Here is a 17,265-nt window from a genome sequence, read left to right as displayed (position 1 = left end):
GAACCTCCACGACCTTTCGGCCACTGGCACCTGAAGCCAGCGCGTCTACCAATTCCGCCACCTGGGCCCGTTCCCTTCGGATCGGGAGGGCGCTCTTTAGGGCGCCGGCCTGCGTCGGTCAACGGCCTGTGTGACAGATATTCGAGTCACGTTGCGGCGCGGGGCGGCTTCGTCTATCCGGGCGGCTGCAAACCCTTTGTTTTTCTTCGCGGGCGGACGGCATGCAGGATCTGGTCACGGTCTTCGGCGGATCGGGATTCATCGGAACCCAGGTTGTGCGGGCGCTGGCCCGGCAGGGTCTGCGCATCCGCGTGGCGGTGCGCCAGCCGCATCTGGCCCACACCATGCGGCTGATGGGCGATGTCGGCCAGGTCGAGGTGGTTCAGGCCAATATCCGCGACGAGGCTTCGGTTCGCCGCGCGCTGGCCGGCGCCCAGGCCTGCGTCAACGCTGTCGGCATCCATCACGAGACCGGCCGCCAGAAGTTCGCCGGCGTGCATGTCGAGGGCGCGGCCAATGTGGCTCGCATAGCGCGCGAGCTGGGCGTGGGCCGGCTGGTGCTGATCTCGGGCATCGGGGCCGATGCGGCCGCCGAAGGCTATGTCGGCTCCAAGGGCCAGGGCGAGCAGGTCACGCGCGAGGCGTTCCCCACGGCGACCATCCTGCGGCCGTCGGCGGTGTTCGGCCAGGGCGACAAGCTGCTGAACAGCTTCGCGGAGATGGCGGTGTTCAGCCCCGTCCTGCCGCTGATCGGCGCGGAGACCAGGCTGCAGCCGGTGTTCGTCGGCGACCTGGGCCGCGCCGCGGCCAACGCCGTGCTCGATCCGGAAGCGGCGGGCCGCACCTACGAGCTGGGCGGGCCGGGCGTCTACACCATGCGCGAGCTGCTGGAATACGTGATCGCCCAGACCGGCCGTCGCCGCTCGCTGGTCGCCCTGCCGTTCCCGGCGGCCGGGCTGATCGCCAAGCTCTGCAAGCCGATCGGCCTGCTGACGCCCGTCGCCCCGCCGATCACGCCTGGCCAGGTCGATCTCCTGAAGCGCGACAACCTGGCCGATCCCGAGCTTCCGGGTCTGGCCGAGCTGGGCGTCGCGACGCCGACGACGCTGGAGGCGATCGCGCCGACCTATCTCTACCGCTTCCGCAAGGGCGGCCAGTTCGCCGACCAGGCGCTGACCGCGGCCTGAGCTGAATTCATTGGATGGGGCAGGGCGCGGCTCGGCTGCGCCCGTTCTTCAGATGCGAATGGATCCCGGTCTTCGGCTATGCCGAAACCGGGACGACACTTGAAGTAGGGGCCGTACGAGCAAGGCGTAGGCCGGTTCGCGGGGTCCTAGTGGCCCAGGTACAGCACGCCTAGCCCGATGAGGCCCGCCGCGATGCGCCACCAGCCGTAGGGGGCCAGGCCGAAGCGGTTGATGAAGTCGAGCATGGTCTTCACCACGACCAGGCCCGAGACGAAGCTGACCACGAAGCCGATGGCGATGATCCCGAGGTTGTCGGAGGTCAGGACGTCCTTGTTCTCCCAGAAGTCGAGGACGAAGGCGCCGAGCATGGTCGGGATGGCCATGAAGAACGAGAACTCGGCCGCCGCTCGGCGGTCGACGCCGATCAGCACGCCGCCGACGATGGTCGCGCCCGAGCGCGAGACGCCGGGCACCATGGCCAGGCACTGGAAGAGGCCCATGCCCAGGGCGCGCTTCCACGTCATCTGCATGGCGTCGTGCTCTTTCGGCGCCGGTGCCCAGCGGTCGATCACCAGCAGGACGATCCCGCCGAGGATCAGCATGACGCAGATCAGGCCGATGCTTTCGAACAGCACGGTCTTGATGAAGTCGTGGGCCAGGAAGGCGACGCCCATGGAGGGGATGATCGACAGGATCACGCTGGCGGCGAACCAGCGCGCGGCCGGGTCGCTAGGCAGGCGGATGAACACGCCCCACAGCCGTTGGAAATAAAGCACCACCACCGCCAGGATCGCGCCGAGCTGGATCATGACGCTGAAGGTGTCCCAGAAGCCGCTGGGCAGGCCGAGCAGCTTCTTGGCCAGCAGCAGGTGCCCCGTCGAGGAGACCGGAATGAACTCCGTCAAGCCTTCGATCAGGCCGAGGATGACGGCTGCGATCCAGTCCGACACGGGCGACTCCTGGGATGAGATTGGAGGATCAAGGGCGATGAACAGGGTAAATTTCCAGTTCATCCATTTTTAGGACTAAATGGCGCTGACATATCGCGAACCCATTGCCGATGAAGGTGATGTGAGACGAAATTGGTCCTATAATTAGACTGTAAGCTTTCGGGACCGATATTTCGCCGCTAAAGGGGTCGCCGCCTGACGCGCAGGCGGAGGATTGCGGCCATGGCCGAGCGGATGCTGAAGTTCATCACGGTCGAGCGGACCACGCCCCCCAAGCGGGCGGCCGAGACGCGTTCCAGCGATTTTCACGAAATCTACGCCGACTTCATCGACGCCAAGGCCGCCGAGCAGGCCTCGCGCTGCTCGCAATGCGGCGTTCCGTTCTGTCAGACGCATTGTCCGCTGCACAACAACATCCCCGACTGGCTGCGGATGACGGCGGAGGGCCGGCTGCAGGAAGCCTACGCCCTGTCGCAGGCGACCAACTCCATGCCAGAGATCTGCGGCCGCATCTGCCCGCAGGACCGCCTGTGCGAGGGTTCGTGCACCATCGAACAGTCGGGCCACGGCACCGTCACCATCGGCGCGGTCGAGCGCTATCTGACCGACAAGGCCTGGGAGGAGGGCTGGGTCGAGCCTCTGCGCCCAGGGCCCGACCGCGGCGCCTCGGTCGGTATCGTCGGCGCAGGGCCGGCGGGGTTGGCGGCGGCCGAGCGGCTGCGCGAGGCCGGCTACGCCGTCACCGTCTACGACCGCCACGACCGGGCCGGTGGCCTGCTGATCTACGGCATCCCCGGCTTCAAGCTGGAGAAGGAAGTGGTCGAGCGTCGCACTCGCCGCCTGGCCGAAGGCGGCGTGGTCTTCGAGCTCGGCTTCGAGGTCGGGCGCGACGCCAGCCTCGTCGACCTGCGCGCGCGTCACGACAGCGTCCTGATCGCCGCCGGCGTCTATGCGGCGCGCGAACTGACCGCTCCCGGCTCGGGATCGGCGGGGGTGACGGCGGCGCTGGACTACCTGATCGCCTCCAACCGGGTCGGTCTGGGCGATGCGGTTCCGGCCTATGACAGCGGCGAGCTGAATGCGGCCGGGCGCGACGTGGTGGTGGTCGGCGGCGGCGACACGGCCATGGACTGCGTGCGGACCGCCGTGCGCCAGGGCGCGAAGTCCGTCACCTGCCTCTATCGCCGCGACCGAGCCAACATGCCTGGCTCGGTGCGCGAGGTCGCCCACGCCGAGGAAGAGGGCGTGGTGTTCGAATGGCTGGCCGCCCCGCGCGCGGTGCTGGGCGAGGCGGGCGCGGCCGATGGGCTGCGCGCCGCGCGCATGCGCCTTGGCCCGCCCGACGTCTCGGGCCGCCAGGCGCCCGAGGAGGTCGAGGGCGGCGATTTCGACCTGCCGGCCGACCTGATCATCAAGGCGCTGGGCTTCGATCCTGAGGACTTGCCGACCCTGTTCGGCGCTCCCGACCTCGCCGTCTCGCGCTGGGGCACGCTGAAGGCCGACTTCCGCACCCAGATGACCAGCCTGCCCGGCGTCTTCGCCGCTGGCGACATCGTGCGCGGCGCCTCGCTGGTGGTCTGGGCCATCCGCGACGGCCGCGACGCCGCCGACGCCATCCACCAATACCTCTCGCAGCGCGCGCTGCTGGCCGCGGAGTGACCGCCATGTCTCAACACCCCGCCCATCCCCGCGAAGGCCGGGATGATTGGTTCGAGGGCGACACCGCACGCTACCTCGCCAACCGCGCCGCCCTGACCGCCGCCCACGCCTATTCCCCAGCCGACGAGCGTGACGCCTGCGGCGTGGGCCTGGTCTGCGCGGTGGACGGCAAGCCGCGGCGCGAGGTGGTGGAACTGGCGATCACCGCCTTGAAGAGCGTTTGGCACCGCGGCGCGGTCGATGCGGACGGCAAGACCGGCGACGGCGCCGGCGTGCTGCTGTCGGTCCCGCAGGACTTCTTCGCCGACCAGGTGACGCGGATCGGCCACACCCTGCGCCCCGGCCCGATCGCGGTCGGCCAGGTGTTCCTGCCGCGCAACGACTTGGGCGGCCAGGAAGCGGCGCGGACCATCGTGGAGGCTGAAGCCCTGCGCTTCGGCTTCTATATCTACGGTTGGCGCCAGGTGCCGGTGGACACCTCGGTGATCGGCGAGAAGGCCAACGCCACTCGGCCCGAGATCGAGCAGATCATGCTCTCGCCGCCCGCCGGCCTGACCGGCGAGGCGCTGGAGCGAGCGCTGTTCCTCTGCCGCAAGCGGATCGAAAAGCGCGTGGCCGCCGCAGGCATCTCGCACTTCTACCTGTGCTCGTTCTCGGCCCGGCAACTGATCTACAAGGGCATGTTCCTGGCCCAGCACATCGACGAGTTCTATCCCGACCTGCGGGACGAGCGCTTCGCCGCGGCGGTGGCGATCTTCCACCAGCGCTACTCGACCAACACCTTCCCCGAATGGCGCCTGGCCCAGCCCTTCCGGATGCTTGCCCACAACGGCGAGATCAACACCAAGAAGGGCAACGTCAACTGGATGAAGTCGCACGAGATCCGAATGGCGGCCGACGCCTTCGGAGAGATGGGCGACGACGTCAAGCCGGTCATCCAGGACCCGCACGGCTCGGACTCCATGGCGCTGGACAACACCTTCGAGGTGCTGGTCCGGGCCGGGCGAGACGCGCCGATGGCCAAGGCGCTGCTGATCCCCGAGGCGTGGAACGCCCGCTCGGACGAGCAGATCAGACCGGCGCACAAGGCGCTCTACGCCTATTGCAACGCGGTGATGGAACCGTGGGACGGCCCGGCCGCCATCTGCGCCAGCGACGGCCGCTGGGTGGTGGCGGGCAAGGACCGCAACGGCCTGCGCCCGCTGCGCGTGGCCTATACCGACGACGGCCTGCTGATCATGGGTTCGGAGGCCGGCATGTGCCGCGTCGACGAGGCGCGCATCGTGCGCAAGTCCCACATCTCGCCCGGCCGCATGCTGGCGGTCGACCTGGCCGAGGGCCGGCTCTACGGCGAGGACGAGATCATCGACCACCTGGCCCAGCGCCACCCCTACGACCAGTGGCTGGGCAACATGGTCAATCTGGAGGGCGTGATCGGGGAAGGACCCGAGCCGCGCGCCTATGGCCGCGAGGAGCTTACGCGCCGCCAGGTCGCCGCGGGCCTCAGCCTCGAGGACCTGGAGTTGATCCTCGCCCCCATGGTCGAGGACGCCAAGGAAGCGGTCGGTTCGATGGGCGACGACACGCCGCTGGCGGTGCTGTCGGAGACCTATCGGCCGTTGTCGCACTTCTTCCGGCAGAACTTCAGCCAGGTGACCAATCCGCCGATCGACTCGCTGCGCGAGACCTCGGTGATGAGCCTGAAGACCCGGTTCAAGAACCTCGGCAACATCCTGGCCCAGGACGAGGCGCAGACCGACGTCTTCGTGATGGAAAGCCCGGTGCTGACCACCGGCATGTACCAGCGGGTGATCGGGGTGATCGGCGAGAAGAACGTCGCGATCATCGACTGCACCATGCCGCCGCCGGCGCCGGAGGGGCGGCCAGGCGATGCGCTACGGGCCAATCTCGACCGCATCCGCGCCGAGGCGGAGGACGCGGCCTTGCGCGGCTGCGCCACCATCGTCCTGACCGACGAGGGCGCGGGTCCGGATCGCGTCGCCCTGCCGATGATCCTGGCCACCGGCGGGGTGCATTCCTCGCTGGTCGCCAAGGGGCTGCGTTCGTACGTCTCGATCGTCGTCCGTTCGGCCGAGTGCCTGGATACGCACTATTTCGCGGTGCTGGTCGGGGTGGGGGCGACGGCGGTCAACGCCTATCTGGCCCAGGAAAGCTTCATGGACCGCATGGAGCGGGGCCTGACCGGCGAGCTGTCGCTGCGCCAGGTGTGCCTGAACTTCAAGCACGCCATCGAGGGCGGCCTCTTGAAGATCATCGCCAAGATGGGGATCGCGGTGATCTCGTCCTATCGCGGCGGCTACAACTTCGAGGCGCTGGGCCTGTCGCGGGCGCTGGTGGCCGAGTTCTTCCCCGGCATGCCTTCGCGCATCTCCGGCATCGGCCTGGCGGGCCTGGAGGCCAAGGCCGTCGAGCTGCACCGCAAGGCCTGGGACGGCGGGGCGATCTCTCTGCCGGTCGGCGGCTTCTACAAGGCCCGGCGCTCGGGCGAAGCTCACGCCTTCGAGGCGCGGATGATCCACACCCTGCAGCGGGCCTGCGACACCGGCAGCTACGCCGCCTACAAGGCGTTTTCGGAGGGGATGCGGCGGCTGCCGACCATCCAGCTCCGCGACCTGCTGGACCTGCGCTCGACCGAGCGGCCGGTCAGCCTGGACGAGGTCGAAAGCGTCAACGAGATCCGCAAGCGCTTCCTGACGCCGGGCATGAGCATGGGCGCCCTGAGCCCTGAAGCGCATGGCGTGCTCAATATCGCTATGAACCGGATCGGGGCGAAGAGCGTCTCGGGCGAGGGGGGCGAGGATCCGGCCCGCTACAAGCCGCTGCCCAACGGCGACAACCCGAACTCGGCGGTCAAGCAGATCGCTTCGGGCCGGTTCGGGGTGACGGCGCAGTACCTGAACGAATGCCGCGAGATCGAGATCAAGGTCAGCCAGGGCGCCAAGCCCGGCGAGGGCGGCCAGTTGCCGGGCTTCAAGGTGACCGAGCTGATCGCCAAGCTGCGGCACTCCACGCCCGGCGTGATGCTGATCAGCCCGCCGCCGCACCACGACATCTATTCCATCGAGGACCTGGCCCAACTCATCTACGACCTGAAGCAGATCAACCCCGAGGCGCGGGTCTGCGTGAAGCTGGTGGCCATGACCGGCATCGGCGCCATCGCCGCGGGCGTGGCCAAGGCCAAGGCGGACGTGATCCTGATCTCGGGCAATGTCGGCGGCACCGGCGCTTCGCCCCAGACCTCGATCAAGTATGCGGGCGGGCCGTGGGAGATGGGGCTTTCCGAGGCCAACCAGGTCCTGACTCTGAACAACCTGCGCCATTCGGTGCGCCTGCGGGCCGACGGCGGCATGCGCACCGGCCGCGACGTGGTGATCGCCGCCATGCTGGGGGCCGAGGAGTTCGGCATCGGCACGGCCAGCCTGATCGCCATGGGCTGCATCATGGTCCGCCAGTGCCACTCCAACACCTGCCCGGTGGGGGTCTGCACCCAGGACGAGGCGCTGCGCGCCAAGTTCTCCGGCAGCCCGGAGAAGGTCATCAACCTCTTCACCTTCATCGCCGAGGAGGTGCGCGAGATCCTGGCGGGCCTGGGCTTCCGCAGCCTGAACGAGATCGTCGGCCGCACGGACCTTCTGCAACAGGTCAGCCGCGGGGGCGAACACCTCGACGACCTCGACCTCAACCCGCTGCTGGTGCGCGCCGATCCCGGTCCGCACGCGCCGTTCTGCACGGTGGAAGGCCGCAACGAGGTGCCCGACACCCTCGATGCGCAGATCGTCCGCGACGCGGCCCCGCTGCTGGAGCGCGGCGAGAAGATGCAACTGACCTACACCGTGCGGAACACCGCCCGGGCGATCGGCTCGCGCACCTCCTCGCATATCGTGCGCCGTTTCGGCATGGACGGCCTGCCTGCCGGCCACCTGACTGTGCAGCTCAAGGGCTCCGCCGGCCAGAGCCTGGGCGCGTTCGCCGTCCAGGGCCTGCGCATCGAGCTGACCGGGGAAGCGAACGACTATGTCGGCAAGGGCCTGTCGGGGGCGACCCTGGCGATCCGCCCGTCGCCGGGTTTGGCGTCGGCGAACACCAACGCGATCCTCGGCAACACCGTCCTTTATGGCGCGACCAGCGGCCGGCTGTTCGCCGCCGGCCTGGCGGGCGAGCGGTTCGGGGTGCGCAACTCCGGCGCGGTGACGGTGGTCGAGGGCTGCGGCGCCAACGGGCTGGAATACATGACCGGCGGCGTCGCCGTGGTGCTGGGGCCGGTGGGCTTCAACTTCGCGGCCGGCATGACCGGCGGCATGGCCTATGTGCTGGACCTGAACGACCGCTTCCTGACCATGCTGAACAAGGACAGCGTCGTGGTCGAGCGGATCGGGACCCGCCACTGGGAAGCCGAGCTCAAGGCCCTGGTCGAAGAGCACGCCCGCGAGACAGGCTCGGTCTTCGCCCAGGAAATCCTGCGCGGCTGGGACCGCTATCTTCTGAAGTTCTGGCAGGTGGTTCCCAAGGAGATGGTCCACCGCCTCGACCAGCCGCTCGCCGAGGAAGAGGCCGCGCACCGGCGGGCCTGAGCGCGCCGATGAGGGGATGCAGGCGGTTGGCCCGCATCCCCTTTTCAGGTTCAGCGCGCGACGGCTTCGGCGATCTGAACCGCATTGAGGGCGGCGCCCTTGAGGAGCTGGTCGCCGACGACGAAGATGCTGAGCGTGCGCCCCGTCGGATCGGAGAGGTCGGTGCGGATGCGGCCGACCAGCACGTCGTCGCCGCCCGAGGCCTCGTTCGGCATCGGGAAGTGGTTGCGCAGGGCGTCGTTGACCAGCCTGACGCCGGGGGCGGAGGCCAGCCATTCCTCGGCCTGGGCCGGGGTGATCGGATTTTCGAACTCCACCGTGAGCGCCATGGAATGGGCGCGCAGAACCGGCACGCGCACGCAGGTCAGCGACAGGCGCAGGTCGGGCGCGGACATGATCTTGCGGATCTCCTCCATCGCCTTCAGCTCCTCGCCGTTGTAGCCGGTGTCGGCGTCGACCCCGGCGTTGTGGCTGAACAGGTTGAAGGCGTAGGGGTGCGGCAGCACCTTCGGCTCGAAGGCCTCGCCGGCGAGATAGGCGGCGGTCGACTGGCGCAGCTCCTCCATGGCCGCGGCCCCGGCGCCCGAAGCCGACTGATAGGTGGCGCCGATCACCCGCTGGATCGGGTTCTGGGCGTGCAGCGGTTGCAGGGCCATGACGGCGATGGCCGCCACGCAGTTCGGATTGGCGACGATGCGCGGATGCTCGCCCATGGCCGCGGCGTTCACCTCCGGCACCACCAGCGGGATTTCCGGCTGCATGCGGAAGGCCGAGGAGTTGTCGACCACTACGCAGCCCTTGGCGGCGGCGATCGGGGCGTATTCGCGGCTGATGGTGGCGCCGGCCGAGAACAGGGCGATGTCGACCCCGGCGAAGGATTCGGCGGTCAGCGCCTCGACGGCGATCTGGCGGCCCTGGAAGGTGTAGGTGCGGCCGGCCGAGCGCGGCGAGGCCAGCAGCTTCAGCGAGCGGACCGGGAAGTTGCGGCGCTCCAGGCACTCCATGAGCTCGACGCCCACGGCGCCGGTGGCGCCGACGATGGCGACGTTGAACAGGCGCTGGCCGGCGGGGCGGGCGGCTTGGGTGGAAAGCATGACTCTATTGTCTCCGGTGAGTTGGGTCCGGAAGGCCGAGGTCTTTCGCTTTCGGTGATCGCGACCCCGGCCATCCGGCGGGGTCCTGGGGTCTTACGCGGCGTGCGCGCACGAAACCCCACGCCCCGCAGGCATGGTGGTTTTAATCGCGCTTTTAATGGTCGAACGACGCATGGCGCTCCGATATGGCAAAGACGCCCTGCTTGTAAATGGGCGATTTCGGGCAAGATCGAATTTCCCGCCGGGGCGTTGAAGCGGAAGCATGGGCAGAGAAACCGACGCAGGCTGAATGGACGACGACGGCGACTTCCCTTCGATCTCGCAGATCATCCGCGACCTGGCCGCACGCGAGAGCGTGAGCATCGGCGAGATCGTCGAGGTGTTCGGCACCCGCGCCTTCGGGGCGCTGCTGTTCTTCTTCGCCCTGCCGAACCTGCTGCCGCTGCCGCCCGGCTCCTCGACCATACTCGGGGCGCCGCTGCTGCTGCTCGCCCCGCAGGTGGCGATAGGCGTGGCCGCGCCCTGGTTGCCGCGGGCGGTGGACGATCGCAGGCTGGCGGGCGCCGATCTTTCGCGCGCCTTCGGGCGGCTGCTGCCCTGGATCGAGCGGTTCGAGAAGATTTCGCGGCCGCGGATGGCGCCCCTGTTCAGTCCATGGGGCGAGAGGGTCATCGGCGTCCTCTGCGCGGCGCTGGCTTTCGTGCTGATTCTACCCATTCCGCTGGGCAACCTGCTGCCTGCCCTGACCATCGGCGTGTTCGGGTTTTCGCTGTTCCAGCGAGACGGTCTGTTCGCGGTGGCGGGCTATGTTCTGGCCGCTTTCAGCGGCTTTCTGCTGTACCTCGCGGCGGACGTCGTGATCGGCGGCGTTCGCCTTCTGTTGAACTGGCTAAGTGGTGCTTGACACCTCTCGCGGTCCGGCGCGTTGATAGGGCATGCAAGTGTTGGTGTCTGGCAAGCACGTCGACGTTGGCGAGGCCCTGCGGGAGCGGGTCACCGACGAAATCACCGGTTCCATCGGCAAGTACTTCGAGCGTGGCGGAGACGCCGACGTCGTGGTCAGCCGCGAGGGCCATTCCTTCAGAGTCGATTGCGCGGTGAAGCTGGCTTCGGGCCAATCGCTTCAGTCGCATGGCCTGGGCAGCGACGCCCATGGCGCGTTCGATGCGGCCTTGGCCAAGATCGAAACGCGCATCCGTCGCTACAAGCGCCGGCTGAAGAGCCATTCGCCGGCGGCCAACGCCCGGCTGGCCGAAACCGCGTCCTATTTCGTGATCCGCGCCCCGGAAGGCGAGGAGGACGTAGACTGGGACGACGGCGAAAGCGTACGCGGCGACCACGCCCCGCCCTCGGGAATGATTATCGCCGAGACCGAGAAGCCGATCCGCGAGATGACCGTTTCGATGGCGGTCATGGAGTTGGACTTGACGGAATCTCAGACAATCGTGTTTAGGAACGCCGCTCACGGAGGCTTGTCCGTGGTGTACCGCCGGCCGGACGGAAATATCGGCTGGGTCGATCCCGAACGCACGAAATCGCTCGACGGGAATGGCGTGAACGGAACCATCGTCTGACGACGGGGTTTCAGGCGTCCTTCCCGGAGCCGGACGCGCCTTCGGGGCTGTATTCGAGTTTGGGCGTCACGAGATCATGCAGATTGGCGACATACTGGATCGCGGCGCGATCGCCGCGCGTGCGAGTGCGCCGAGCAAGCGCCAGGCCCTGACCGCTGTGGCGGACATCGCGGCGCGTAATTTCGGGATCGACGTCGCGGTCATTCTGGAAGCCCTGAGCGAACGCGAAGCCGCCGGCTCGACCGGCGTCGGCTACGGCGTGGCCGTGCCGCACGCGCGTTTGCCGGGGCTGGACCGCATGCGGGGCGTCTTCGTGCGCCTGGACCAGCCGGTGGAGTTCGAATCGGTCGACGAGCAGCCGGTCGATCTGATCTTCGCCCTGTTCGCGCCGCCTAACGCCAGCTCCGAGCATCTGCGGGCGCTGGCGCGGGTGTCGCGGATGCTGCGGCAGGGCGACCTGCGCGAGCACCTGCGCAACGCACGCACCCCGGACGCCATTCACGCGCTGCTGGTCCAGGATCAGCCGTCCGCGGCGGCCTGAAAGCCTCTCTGACTTGCAGGTAAGGCAGATAAGAACGGCCGCCCCTTGCAGGACGGCCGTTTCGTCATGGAATCAAAGGATCGTCGGCAGTCAGTGGACCGAGACCGGCGCCAGTTCATGCGCCAAGGCCGCGGCCACCGCAGAATCCTTGTCGGTCAGCACGGCCAGACGTTCGCCGTCGGCGCGGTGCACCGCGTAGAGGACCTGTTCAGGGTCGAGCTGAAAGCCCTCGATCTGGGCCGCCGGGGTGCTGGCGATGATCTCGGCCGCCTTGATCGGGCGGACATAGACAAGATCGGGCGCCCCGAGGGCGGCGAAAGCTTCAGTCGTAAGATTGGGCGTCATCAGGACCACCTCCGTAAACTCAACGCGTCGGACGGCCGCCGGTTCAGCCGGCCGTCTTGATGGGGATTCGCTGGACCAGGCGCTCGGGCTCGGGCCGGGCCAGATCGATGTGCAGCAGGCCGTGGGCGAGGATCGCGCCTTCGACCTTCATGCCGTCGGCCAGAATGAAGGTGCGAACGAAGCCGCGCGCGGCGATGCCGCGGTGCAGGTACGCCTCGTCCGCCGCACCCTCGCGCTTGCCGGCCACGATGAGCTGGCGGTCCTCGACGGTCACCGCAAGCTGATCCGGCGTGAAGCCGGCGACCGCCAGGGTGATGCGCAAGGCGCCCTCGCCGCGATCCTCCACATTGTAGGGGGGATAGCTTTCGGCCGCGGCCTTGGCCGCGCGCTCGATCAGGCTGCGGGTATGATCGAAACCCAGCAGGAAAGGGCTGTCGAAGACTAGCGTCCGGTTCATTCCAGAGTCCTCAGGTTCAAGCGACTCCCCGGGCCGGCGCCCTGGATCAGGCGCGCCGTGCCGGTTGGATCACATGTGGCGATGGGCGGGCGCGATTTCAACGGCGCGCGGACCCGGGGGAAGGCGTCAGGCCTTGACCACGATCAAATCGGCGGCGGGCGGCCTCGCCCTAAGGTCGGCCATGGCGGCCGTGCGCGGCCGCTTCAACGGCTGCGACAGGAGTTCCGATGCCCACGACCCATCTTGACCAGGCCCTGGCCGAAGAGTTCGCGGACAAGGCCGAGGCCATTCACGCGCTGAAGGTGTCGGACGCCGGCTTTCGGACCTTGCTCGAACAGAACCACGACCTCTGGAAACAGATCCAGCAGATACAGAAGGGCATAGCGCCAGCCGACGACGCCGTGCTTGAAGATCTTGAAAAGCGGCGCCTGGCGCTCCTCGATCAGATCGGCACCCGTCTGCGCTGATCTTCCGGAACGCCCGGCACGGCGGTCGAGAGGAGCCGCCCATGGATGACCTGACCCTTGCCCGCGTGCTGCATGTTCTCGGCGTCGTCGTCTGGATCGGCGGGGTTTCCATGGTCACCACCGTGGTCCTGCCGGCGGTCCGGCGCGGCGCGCTGGGCGAGGATCGTCTGAAGGCGTTCGAGGCGTTCGAGCGGCGCTTCATCTGGCAGGCGCGGGCCGCGGTGCTCGTGGTCGGGCTCAGCGGCCTCCACATGACCGCCCGCCTGGGACTTTGGGATCGGTTCGCCGACCCCGGCTACTGGTGGATGCACGCCATGGTCGGGGTGTGGTGTCTGTTCGCCTTCATCCTGTTCGTCGGCGAACCTCTGGTGCTCCACCGCATCTTCCCGACCTGGGCGCGCCGCGATCCCGAACGCGCCTTCGCCGTGTTCCATCGGGTGCACGTCGTGCTTCTCGTCCTCAGCCTCGTGACCGTCTTCGGCGCCGTGGCCGGAAGCCACGGCTGGCTCTTCCCATGAGATAGGCGGCGCACCGACCGTCCAGGCATGGTCGTCGGTCGGTCAGCCCCACAGGTTGGCCCGTCGAACCTCGGCGATGCTTGAAAATGGAGAACCCCGCCAGCGGTGGCTGACGGGGTTCATGGTGGAGCTAAGCGGAGTCGAACCGCTGACCTCTTGAATGCCATTCAAGCGCTCTACCAACTGAGCTATAGCCCCGAGGTCTCGGGTCTCTTCGACAGGTCGCCCCCCGAAGAGGCGCGGAACCTAGTCTGAGAGTTTGGCGCGATCAACCCACCCGAAAAGATTTTTTTGGGTGGGTCGTCGCGGCCCCGATTCACCGGTCGTCGTCGCTGCCTTCGCCAGGCAGGCCTTCGATTTCGGTGTCGTCGAAATCGTCCTCGTCCTCGTCTTCGAGGAACGGAACGTCGTCGCTTTCCTCGTCCTCGAGATCGTCCTCGGAGAACTCCGAGAGCTGGTCTTCGGGCGCGGCGTCGGGCGCCTCGTCATCGTCGTCGGAGACGAGCGGCGGCTCGTCCGCGACTTCGTCGAGTTCCGGGGTGGCCCCGTCCTCGTCCTCTTCCTCGTCCTCAGCGGACTTGTCGCGGACCTGATCCTCGGCTTCCTCATGGTCGACCGGGGCGGTGCGGGCGCGGACGCGGCGGTTGCGGACGGCCTCGTCCGGATCGAACTCGGTGCCGCACTTGGGACAGACGGCGGGCCGGCGCGTCAGATCGTAGAACTTCGCCTGGCAGTTGGGGCAAATCTGCTTTGCGCCCAGTTCGGGATTAGCCAAGGGGCTGAGCCTCTTAGAGCAAGGTTTGGAATTGAAGCGGGCTCACTTGCCATGCGCGAAGACCGCTGTCAAAAGCAAACCCCTTTCTTGAAAACAGCAGGCCCAAGGAGGCTTGGTTATTCCATGACGTCGGCAGGACTGACCGCGAAACGCGGCGGCCCGCTGCGTGGGCGCGTGCGCGCCCCAGGCGACAAATCGATTTCCCACCGTTCGCTGATCCTGGGCGCCCTGGCGCGCGGGACCACGGAGATCGAAGGGCTGTTGGAAGGGGACGACGTGCTGCGCACCGCCCAGGCCATGCGCAGCTTCGGCTCGCAGGTCGAGCGGCTGGGCCAAGGACGCTGGCGCGTCGAGGGCCAGGGCGGCTTTTCCGAACCCTCGGACGTGATCGACTGCGGCAACGCCGGAACCGGCGTGCGGCTCATCATGGGGGCGATGGCGGGCTTCCCGTTCGCCGCCACCTTTACGGGCGACGAGTCGCTGCGCAGCCGGCCCATGCGCCGGGTGCTGAACCCGCTCGCCCAGATGGGGGCGAGCTTCATGGGCCGCTCGAACGGGCGCCTGCCGCTGACGCTGCAGGGCGGATCGCTGAAACACTTGGCCTATCGCCTGCCCGAGCCCTCGGCCCAGGTGAAGTCGGCGGTGCTGCTGGCCGGGCTGCACGCGCAGGGCGGCGCCCAGGTGATCGAGCCGGAAGCCACCCGCGACCATACCGAGCGGATGTTGCGTGCCTTCGGCGCCAGCCTCACGGTCGAGGACCGCGCGGATGGCCGCTGGATCACCCTGCCGGGCGGCCAGAGCCTGACCGGAACCAGCGTGCGCATACCGGGCGATCCGTCCTCGGCCGCCTTCCCGCTGGTCGCGGCCCTGGTGACGCCGGGGTCCGAGGTCACGGTGGAGGGCGTTCTGCTCAACGAGCTGCGCGTGGGGTTGTTCGTCACCCTGCAGGAGATGGGCGCGGACCTGACGATCTCGAACCAGCGCGAGGAGAGCGGCGAACTGGTGGGCGACGTCACCGCCCGTCATTCGGCGCTGAAGGGCGTGGCGGTTCCGCCCGAACGGGCGCCGTCGATGATCGACGAGTATCCGATCCTGGCGGTGGCCGCGGCCTTCGCCGACGGGGCCACGGCGATGCGCGGCATCGGCGAGATGCGCGTCAAGGAAAGCGACCGTATCGCCCTGATGGCGGCGGGTCTGGCCTCCTGCGGGGTCGGCGTCGAGGAGGAGCCGGAGGGCCTGATCGTGGTCGGGGCCGCCCGCGGCAATCACCCGGTCCGCGGCGGCGGGCGGGTGACGACCAAGGGCGATCACCGCATCGCCATGTCGCATCTGGTCATGGGCCTGGCCTCCGACGAGGCCGTGGCGGTGGACGAGCCCGGCATGATCGCCACCAGCTTCCCGGGCTTCGTGGAGCTGATGCGCGGACTGGGCGCGGACATCGCGTGACGGCGCCGTTCGTCATCGCGGTGGACGGGCCGGCGGCGTCGGGCAAGGGGACGATCGCCACGCGACTGGGCGCGGCCTATGGCCTGCCGGTGCTGGACACGGGCCTGCTCTATCGCGCGGTGGGCGTGCTGGCGCTGCGGGCGGGGGCGGACCTGGACGACGAGGCCGCCGCTGCGGCGGTCGCAAGGGGGCTGAGCGCGGGCCTGCTCGACGATCCGGAGTTCCGCACTCGCGGAGCCGGCGAGGCGGCCAGCCGCGTGGCCGTGCATCCGGCGGTCCGGGCCGCTCTGCTGGAGATGCAGCAGGCGTTCGCCGCCCAGGCCGGCGGCTCGGTGCTGGACGGTCGCGACATCGGCACGGTGATCGCCCCTCACGCGCCGGCCAAGCTCTATGTCACCGCCAGCCCCCAGGTGAGGGCGGAGCGCCGCTGGAAACAGCTCGCTGGCGAAGGCGTCGCCTATGACGAGGTGCTGGCCGATATCCGCAGGCGCGACGCCCGCGACGGAGGCCGCGAGAACGCCCCCATGCGGCAAGCCGACGACGCCGTCTTGCTGGACACCTCCGAAATGACTATAGAGCAGGCCACCGATGCGGCCCGCCGTATCGTCGAGGCGGCTCGCGCGCGCTGGGTGAATTCCTAGGGACGCAAATCCAACCGAGCCTTTCCCTCGCACGGCTGCGGGCGATTCACCGGCGCGGGGTTTCCCGCGTCATCGGTCGCAACCCTTAAACCCGACGCCCGGACTCCGTCCGAACCTCGCGGTTCGAACGGGGCGTTCTCTATTCCGAAGCGTCATTTCGAATACGAAAGAACCCATATGGCTGACGATATTAGCCTCAACCCCTCGCGTGACGATTTCGCCGCGCTGCTCGACGCCTCGATGGGCGGCCGTGACTTCATGGAAGGCACCGTCGTCAAGGGCGCGGTGGTCGGCATCGAAAAGGACTTCGCCATCATCGACGTCGGTCTGAAGACCGAAGGCCGCGTTTCCGTGAAGGAATTCGGCGTCGACGAGACCGGCAAGCCCACCCTGAAGGTCGGCGACACCGTCGAGGTCTTCCTGGAGCGCGTCGAGAACGCCATGGGCGAAGCGGTCATCAGCCGCGACAAGGCCCGCCGCGAAGAAGCCTGGACCCGTCTGGAAGGCGTCTACGAGAAGAACGAGCCGGTGATGGGCGCCATCGTCGGCCGCGTGAAGGGCGGCTTCACCGTCGACCTGGGCGGCGCCTCGGCCTTCCTGCCGGGCTCGCAAGTCGACATCCGCCCGGTGCGCGACGTCGGCCCGCTGATGGGCAAGGAACAGCCCTTCGCCATCCTCAAGATGGACCGTCCGCGCGGCAACATCGTCGTCTCGCGCCGCGCCATCCTGGAAGAAGCCCGCGCCGAACAGCGCACCGAGCTGGTGAGCCAGCTTCAAGAGGGCGAAGTCCGCGAAGGCGTGGTCAAGAACATCACCGACTACGGCGCGTTCGTGGACCTGGGCGGCATCGACGGCCTGCTGCACGTCACCGACATGAGCTGGAAGCGCGTCAACCACCCGAGCCAGGTGCTCGCGGTTGGCGACACGGTGAAGGTCCAGATCGTCAAGATCAACCCGGACACCCAGCGCATCAGCCTCGGCATGAAGCAACTGCAGTCCGACCCGTGGGACGGCGTGGA

At 68.2% G+C, this 17,265-nt stretch carries 16 protein-coding genes and 1 tRNA gene; 11 read left to right on the top strand and 6 right to left on the bottom strand.

The features are described 5' to 3' along the window. The first annotated feature begins 221 nt into the window (after positions 1 to 221). The gene (locus tag ACE3TL_RS12810) at positions 222 to 1,187 is read left to right on the top strand and encodes a complex I NDUFA9 subunit family protein (RefSeq protein ID WP_374579074.1); all 966 of its coding nucleotides are present in this window, start codon (positions 222 to 224) and stop codon (positions 1,185 to 1,187) included. A gap of 146 nt (positions 1,188 to 1,333) precedes the next feature. Here ACE3TL_RS12810 and ACE3TL_RS12805 read toward each other — a convergent pair whose 3' ends face one another. Continuing rightward, a complete protein-coding gene (locus tag ACE3TL_RS12805) occupies positions 1,334 to 2,137 on the bottom strand; it encodes an undecaprenyl-diphosphate phosphatase (protein ID WP_374579073.1) in 804 nt (267 codons plus the stop codon). A 222-nt stretch (positions 2,138 to 2,359) separates the two neighbouring features. Between ACE3TL_RS12805 and ACE3TL_RS12800 the strand changes: the two genes are divergently transcribed. Both ACE3TL_RS12800 and gltB read left to right on the top strand, forming a co-directional pair. Next, positions 2,360 to 3,796: an NAD(P)-dependent oxidoreductase gene (locus tag ACE3TL_RS12800; protein ID WP_374579072.1), complete on the top strand. Its 1,437-nt coding sequence runs from the start codon at positions 2,360 to 2,362 to the stop codon at positions 3,794 to 3,796. Between the two features lie 5 nt (positions 3,797 to 3,801). Beyond that, entirely contained in the window at positions 3,802 to 8,388 is a 4,587-nt protein-coding gene (gene gltB, locus ACE3TL_RS12795) for a glutamate synthase large subunit (protein ID WP_374579071.1), read from the top strand. A gap of 50 nt (positions 8,389 to 8,438) precedes the next feature. Here gltB and ACE3TL_RS12790 read toward each other — a convergent pair whose 3' ends face one another. After that, positions 8,439 to 9,482 carry an aspartate-semialdehyde dehydrogenase gene (locus tag ACE3TL_RS12790; RefSeq protein ID WP_374579070.1) on the bottom strand — a complete coding sequence of 348 codons (1,044 nt, stop codon included), beginning with the start codon at positions 9,480 to 9,482 and terminating at the stop codon, positions 8,439 to 8,441. A gap of 289 nt (positions 9,483 to 9,771) precedes the next feature. On the opposite strand from ACE3TL_RS12790, the gene ACE3TL_RS12785 reads away from it, so the two are divergent. The 3 genes from ACE3TL_RS12785 to ptsN all read left to right on the top strand — a co-directional run bounded on the left by ACE3TL_RS12785 (position 9,772) and on the right by ptsN (position 11,597). Then, entirely contained in the window at positions 9,772 to 10,386 is a 615-nt protein-coding gene (locus ACE3TL_RS12785; protein ID WP_374579069.1) for an exopolysaccharide biosynthesis protein, read from the top strand. Positions 10,387 to 10,417: 31 nt separating this feature from the next. Further along, positions 10,418 to 11,056, top strand: coding sequence for a ribosome hibernation-promoting factor, HPF/YfiA family (hpf, locus tag ACE3TL_RS12780; protein ID WP_374579068.1), 639 nt, complete (start codon positions 10,418 to 10,420; stop codon positions 11,054 to 11,056). Between the two features lie 76 nt (positions 11,057 to 11,132). Beyond that, positions 11,133 to 11,597: a PTS IIA-like nitrogen regulatory protein PtsN gene (gene ptsN / locus ACE3TL_RS12775; RefSeq protein ID WP_374532985.1), complete on the top strand. Its 465-nt coding sequence runs from the start codon at positions 11,133 to 11,135 to the stop codon at positions 11,595 to 11,597. 90 nt (positions 11,598 to 11,687) lie between these two features. Here the strand turns inward: ptsN and ACE3TL_RS12770 are convergent, their stop codons facing one another. Beyond that, on the bottom strand, positions 11,688 to 11,942 hold the full coding sequence (locus ACE3TL_RS12770; protein ID WP_374532984.1) for a DUF1150 family protein: 255 nt from the start codon (positions 11,940 to 11,942) through the stop codon (positions 11,688 to 11,690). Positions 11,943 to 11,985: 43 nt separating this feature from the next. Then, positions 11,986 to 12,399 (bottom strand): Hsp20 family protein, encoded by a 414-nt coding sequence (locus tag ACE3TL_RS12765; protein ID WP_374579067.1) that lies wholly within the window; start codon positions 12,397 to 12,399, stop codon positions 11,986 to 11,988. A gap of 227 nt (positions 12,400 to 12,626) precedes the next feature. Here ACE3TL_RS12765 and ACE3TL_RS12760 point away from each other — a divergent pair, with 227 nt between their 5' ends. Together ACE3TL_RS12760 and ACE3TL_RS12755 are read left to right on the top strand one after the other, a co-directional pair. Continuing rightward, positions 12,627 to 12,866: a YdcH family protein gene (locus tag ACE3TL_RS12760; protein WP_374579066.1), complete on the top strand. Its 240-nt coding sequence runs from the start codon at positions 12,627 to 12,629 to the stop codon at positions 12,864 to 12,866. A 41-nt stretch (positions 12,867 to 12,907) separates the two neighbouring features. Then, positions 12,908 to 13,384, top strand: a complete 477-nt coding sequence (locus ACE3TL_RS12755; protein ID WP_374579065.1) for a hypothetical protein — start codon at positions 12,908 to 12,910, stop codon at positions 13,382 to 13,384. Between the two features lie 122 nt (positions 13,385 to 13,506). Here the strand turns inward: ACE3TL_RS12755 and ACE3TL_RS12750 are convergent. Together ACE3TL_RS12750 and ACE3TL_RS12745 are read right to left on the bottom strand one after the other, a co-directional pair. Then, positions 13,507 to 13,582: transfer RNA gene (locus tag ACE3TL_RS12750), tRNA-Ala, on the bottom strand. A 118-nt stretch (positions 13,583 to 13,700) separates the two neighbouring features. Continuing rightward, positions 13,701 to 14,159 (bottom strand): TIGR02300 family protein, encoded by a 459-nt coding sequence (locus tag ACE3TL_RS12745; RefSeq protein WP_374579064.1) that lies wholly within the window; start codon positions 14,157 to 14,159, stop codon positions 13,701 to 13,703. 123 nt (positions 14,160 to 14,282) lie between these two features. Here ACE3TL_RS12745 and aroA point away from each other — a divergent pair, with 123 nt between their 5' ends. The 3 genes from aroA to ACE3TL_RS12730 all read left to right on the top strand — a co-directional run. Continuing rightward, on the top strand, positions 14,283 to 15,605 hold the full coding sequence (gene aroA / locus ACE3TL_RS12740) for a 3-phosphoshikimate 1-carboxyvinyltransferase (protein ID WP_374579063.1): 1,323 nt from the start codon (positions 14,283 to 14,285) through the stop codon (positions 15,603 to 15,605). Beyond that, a complete protein-coding gene (gene cmk, locus ACE3TL_RS12735; protein ID WP_374579062.1) occupies positions 15,602 to 16,246 on the top strand; it encodes a (d)CMP kinase in 645 nt (214 codons plus the stop codon). The genes aroA and cmk overlap by 4 nt, the downstream gene beginning before the upstream one ends. Before the next feature lie 177 nt (positions 16,247 to 16,423). Then, on the top strand, positions 16,424 to 17,265 hold an 842-nt coding region (locus ACE3TL_RS12730), incomplete at its 3' end, for a S1 RNA-binding domain-containing protein (protein WP_374579061.1).

Source organism: Phenylobacterium sp. (assembly GCF_041920015.1).
Classification (GTDB): Bacteria; Pseudomonadota; Alphaproteobacteria; order Caulobacterales; family Caulobacteraceae; genus Phenylobacterium.
Note: the sequence above shows the minus strand (reverse complement) of the source record. Positions and strands in the feature narration are given on the sequence as shown.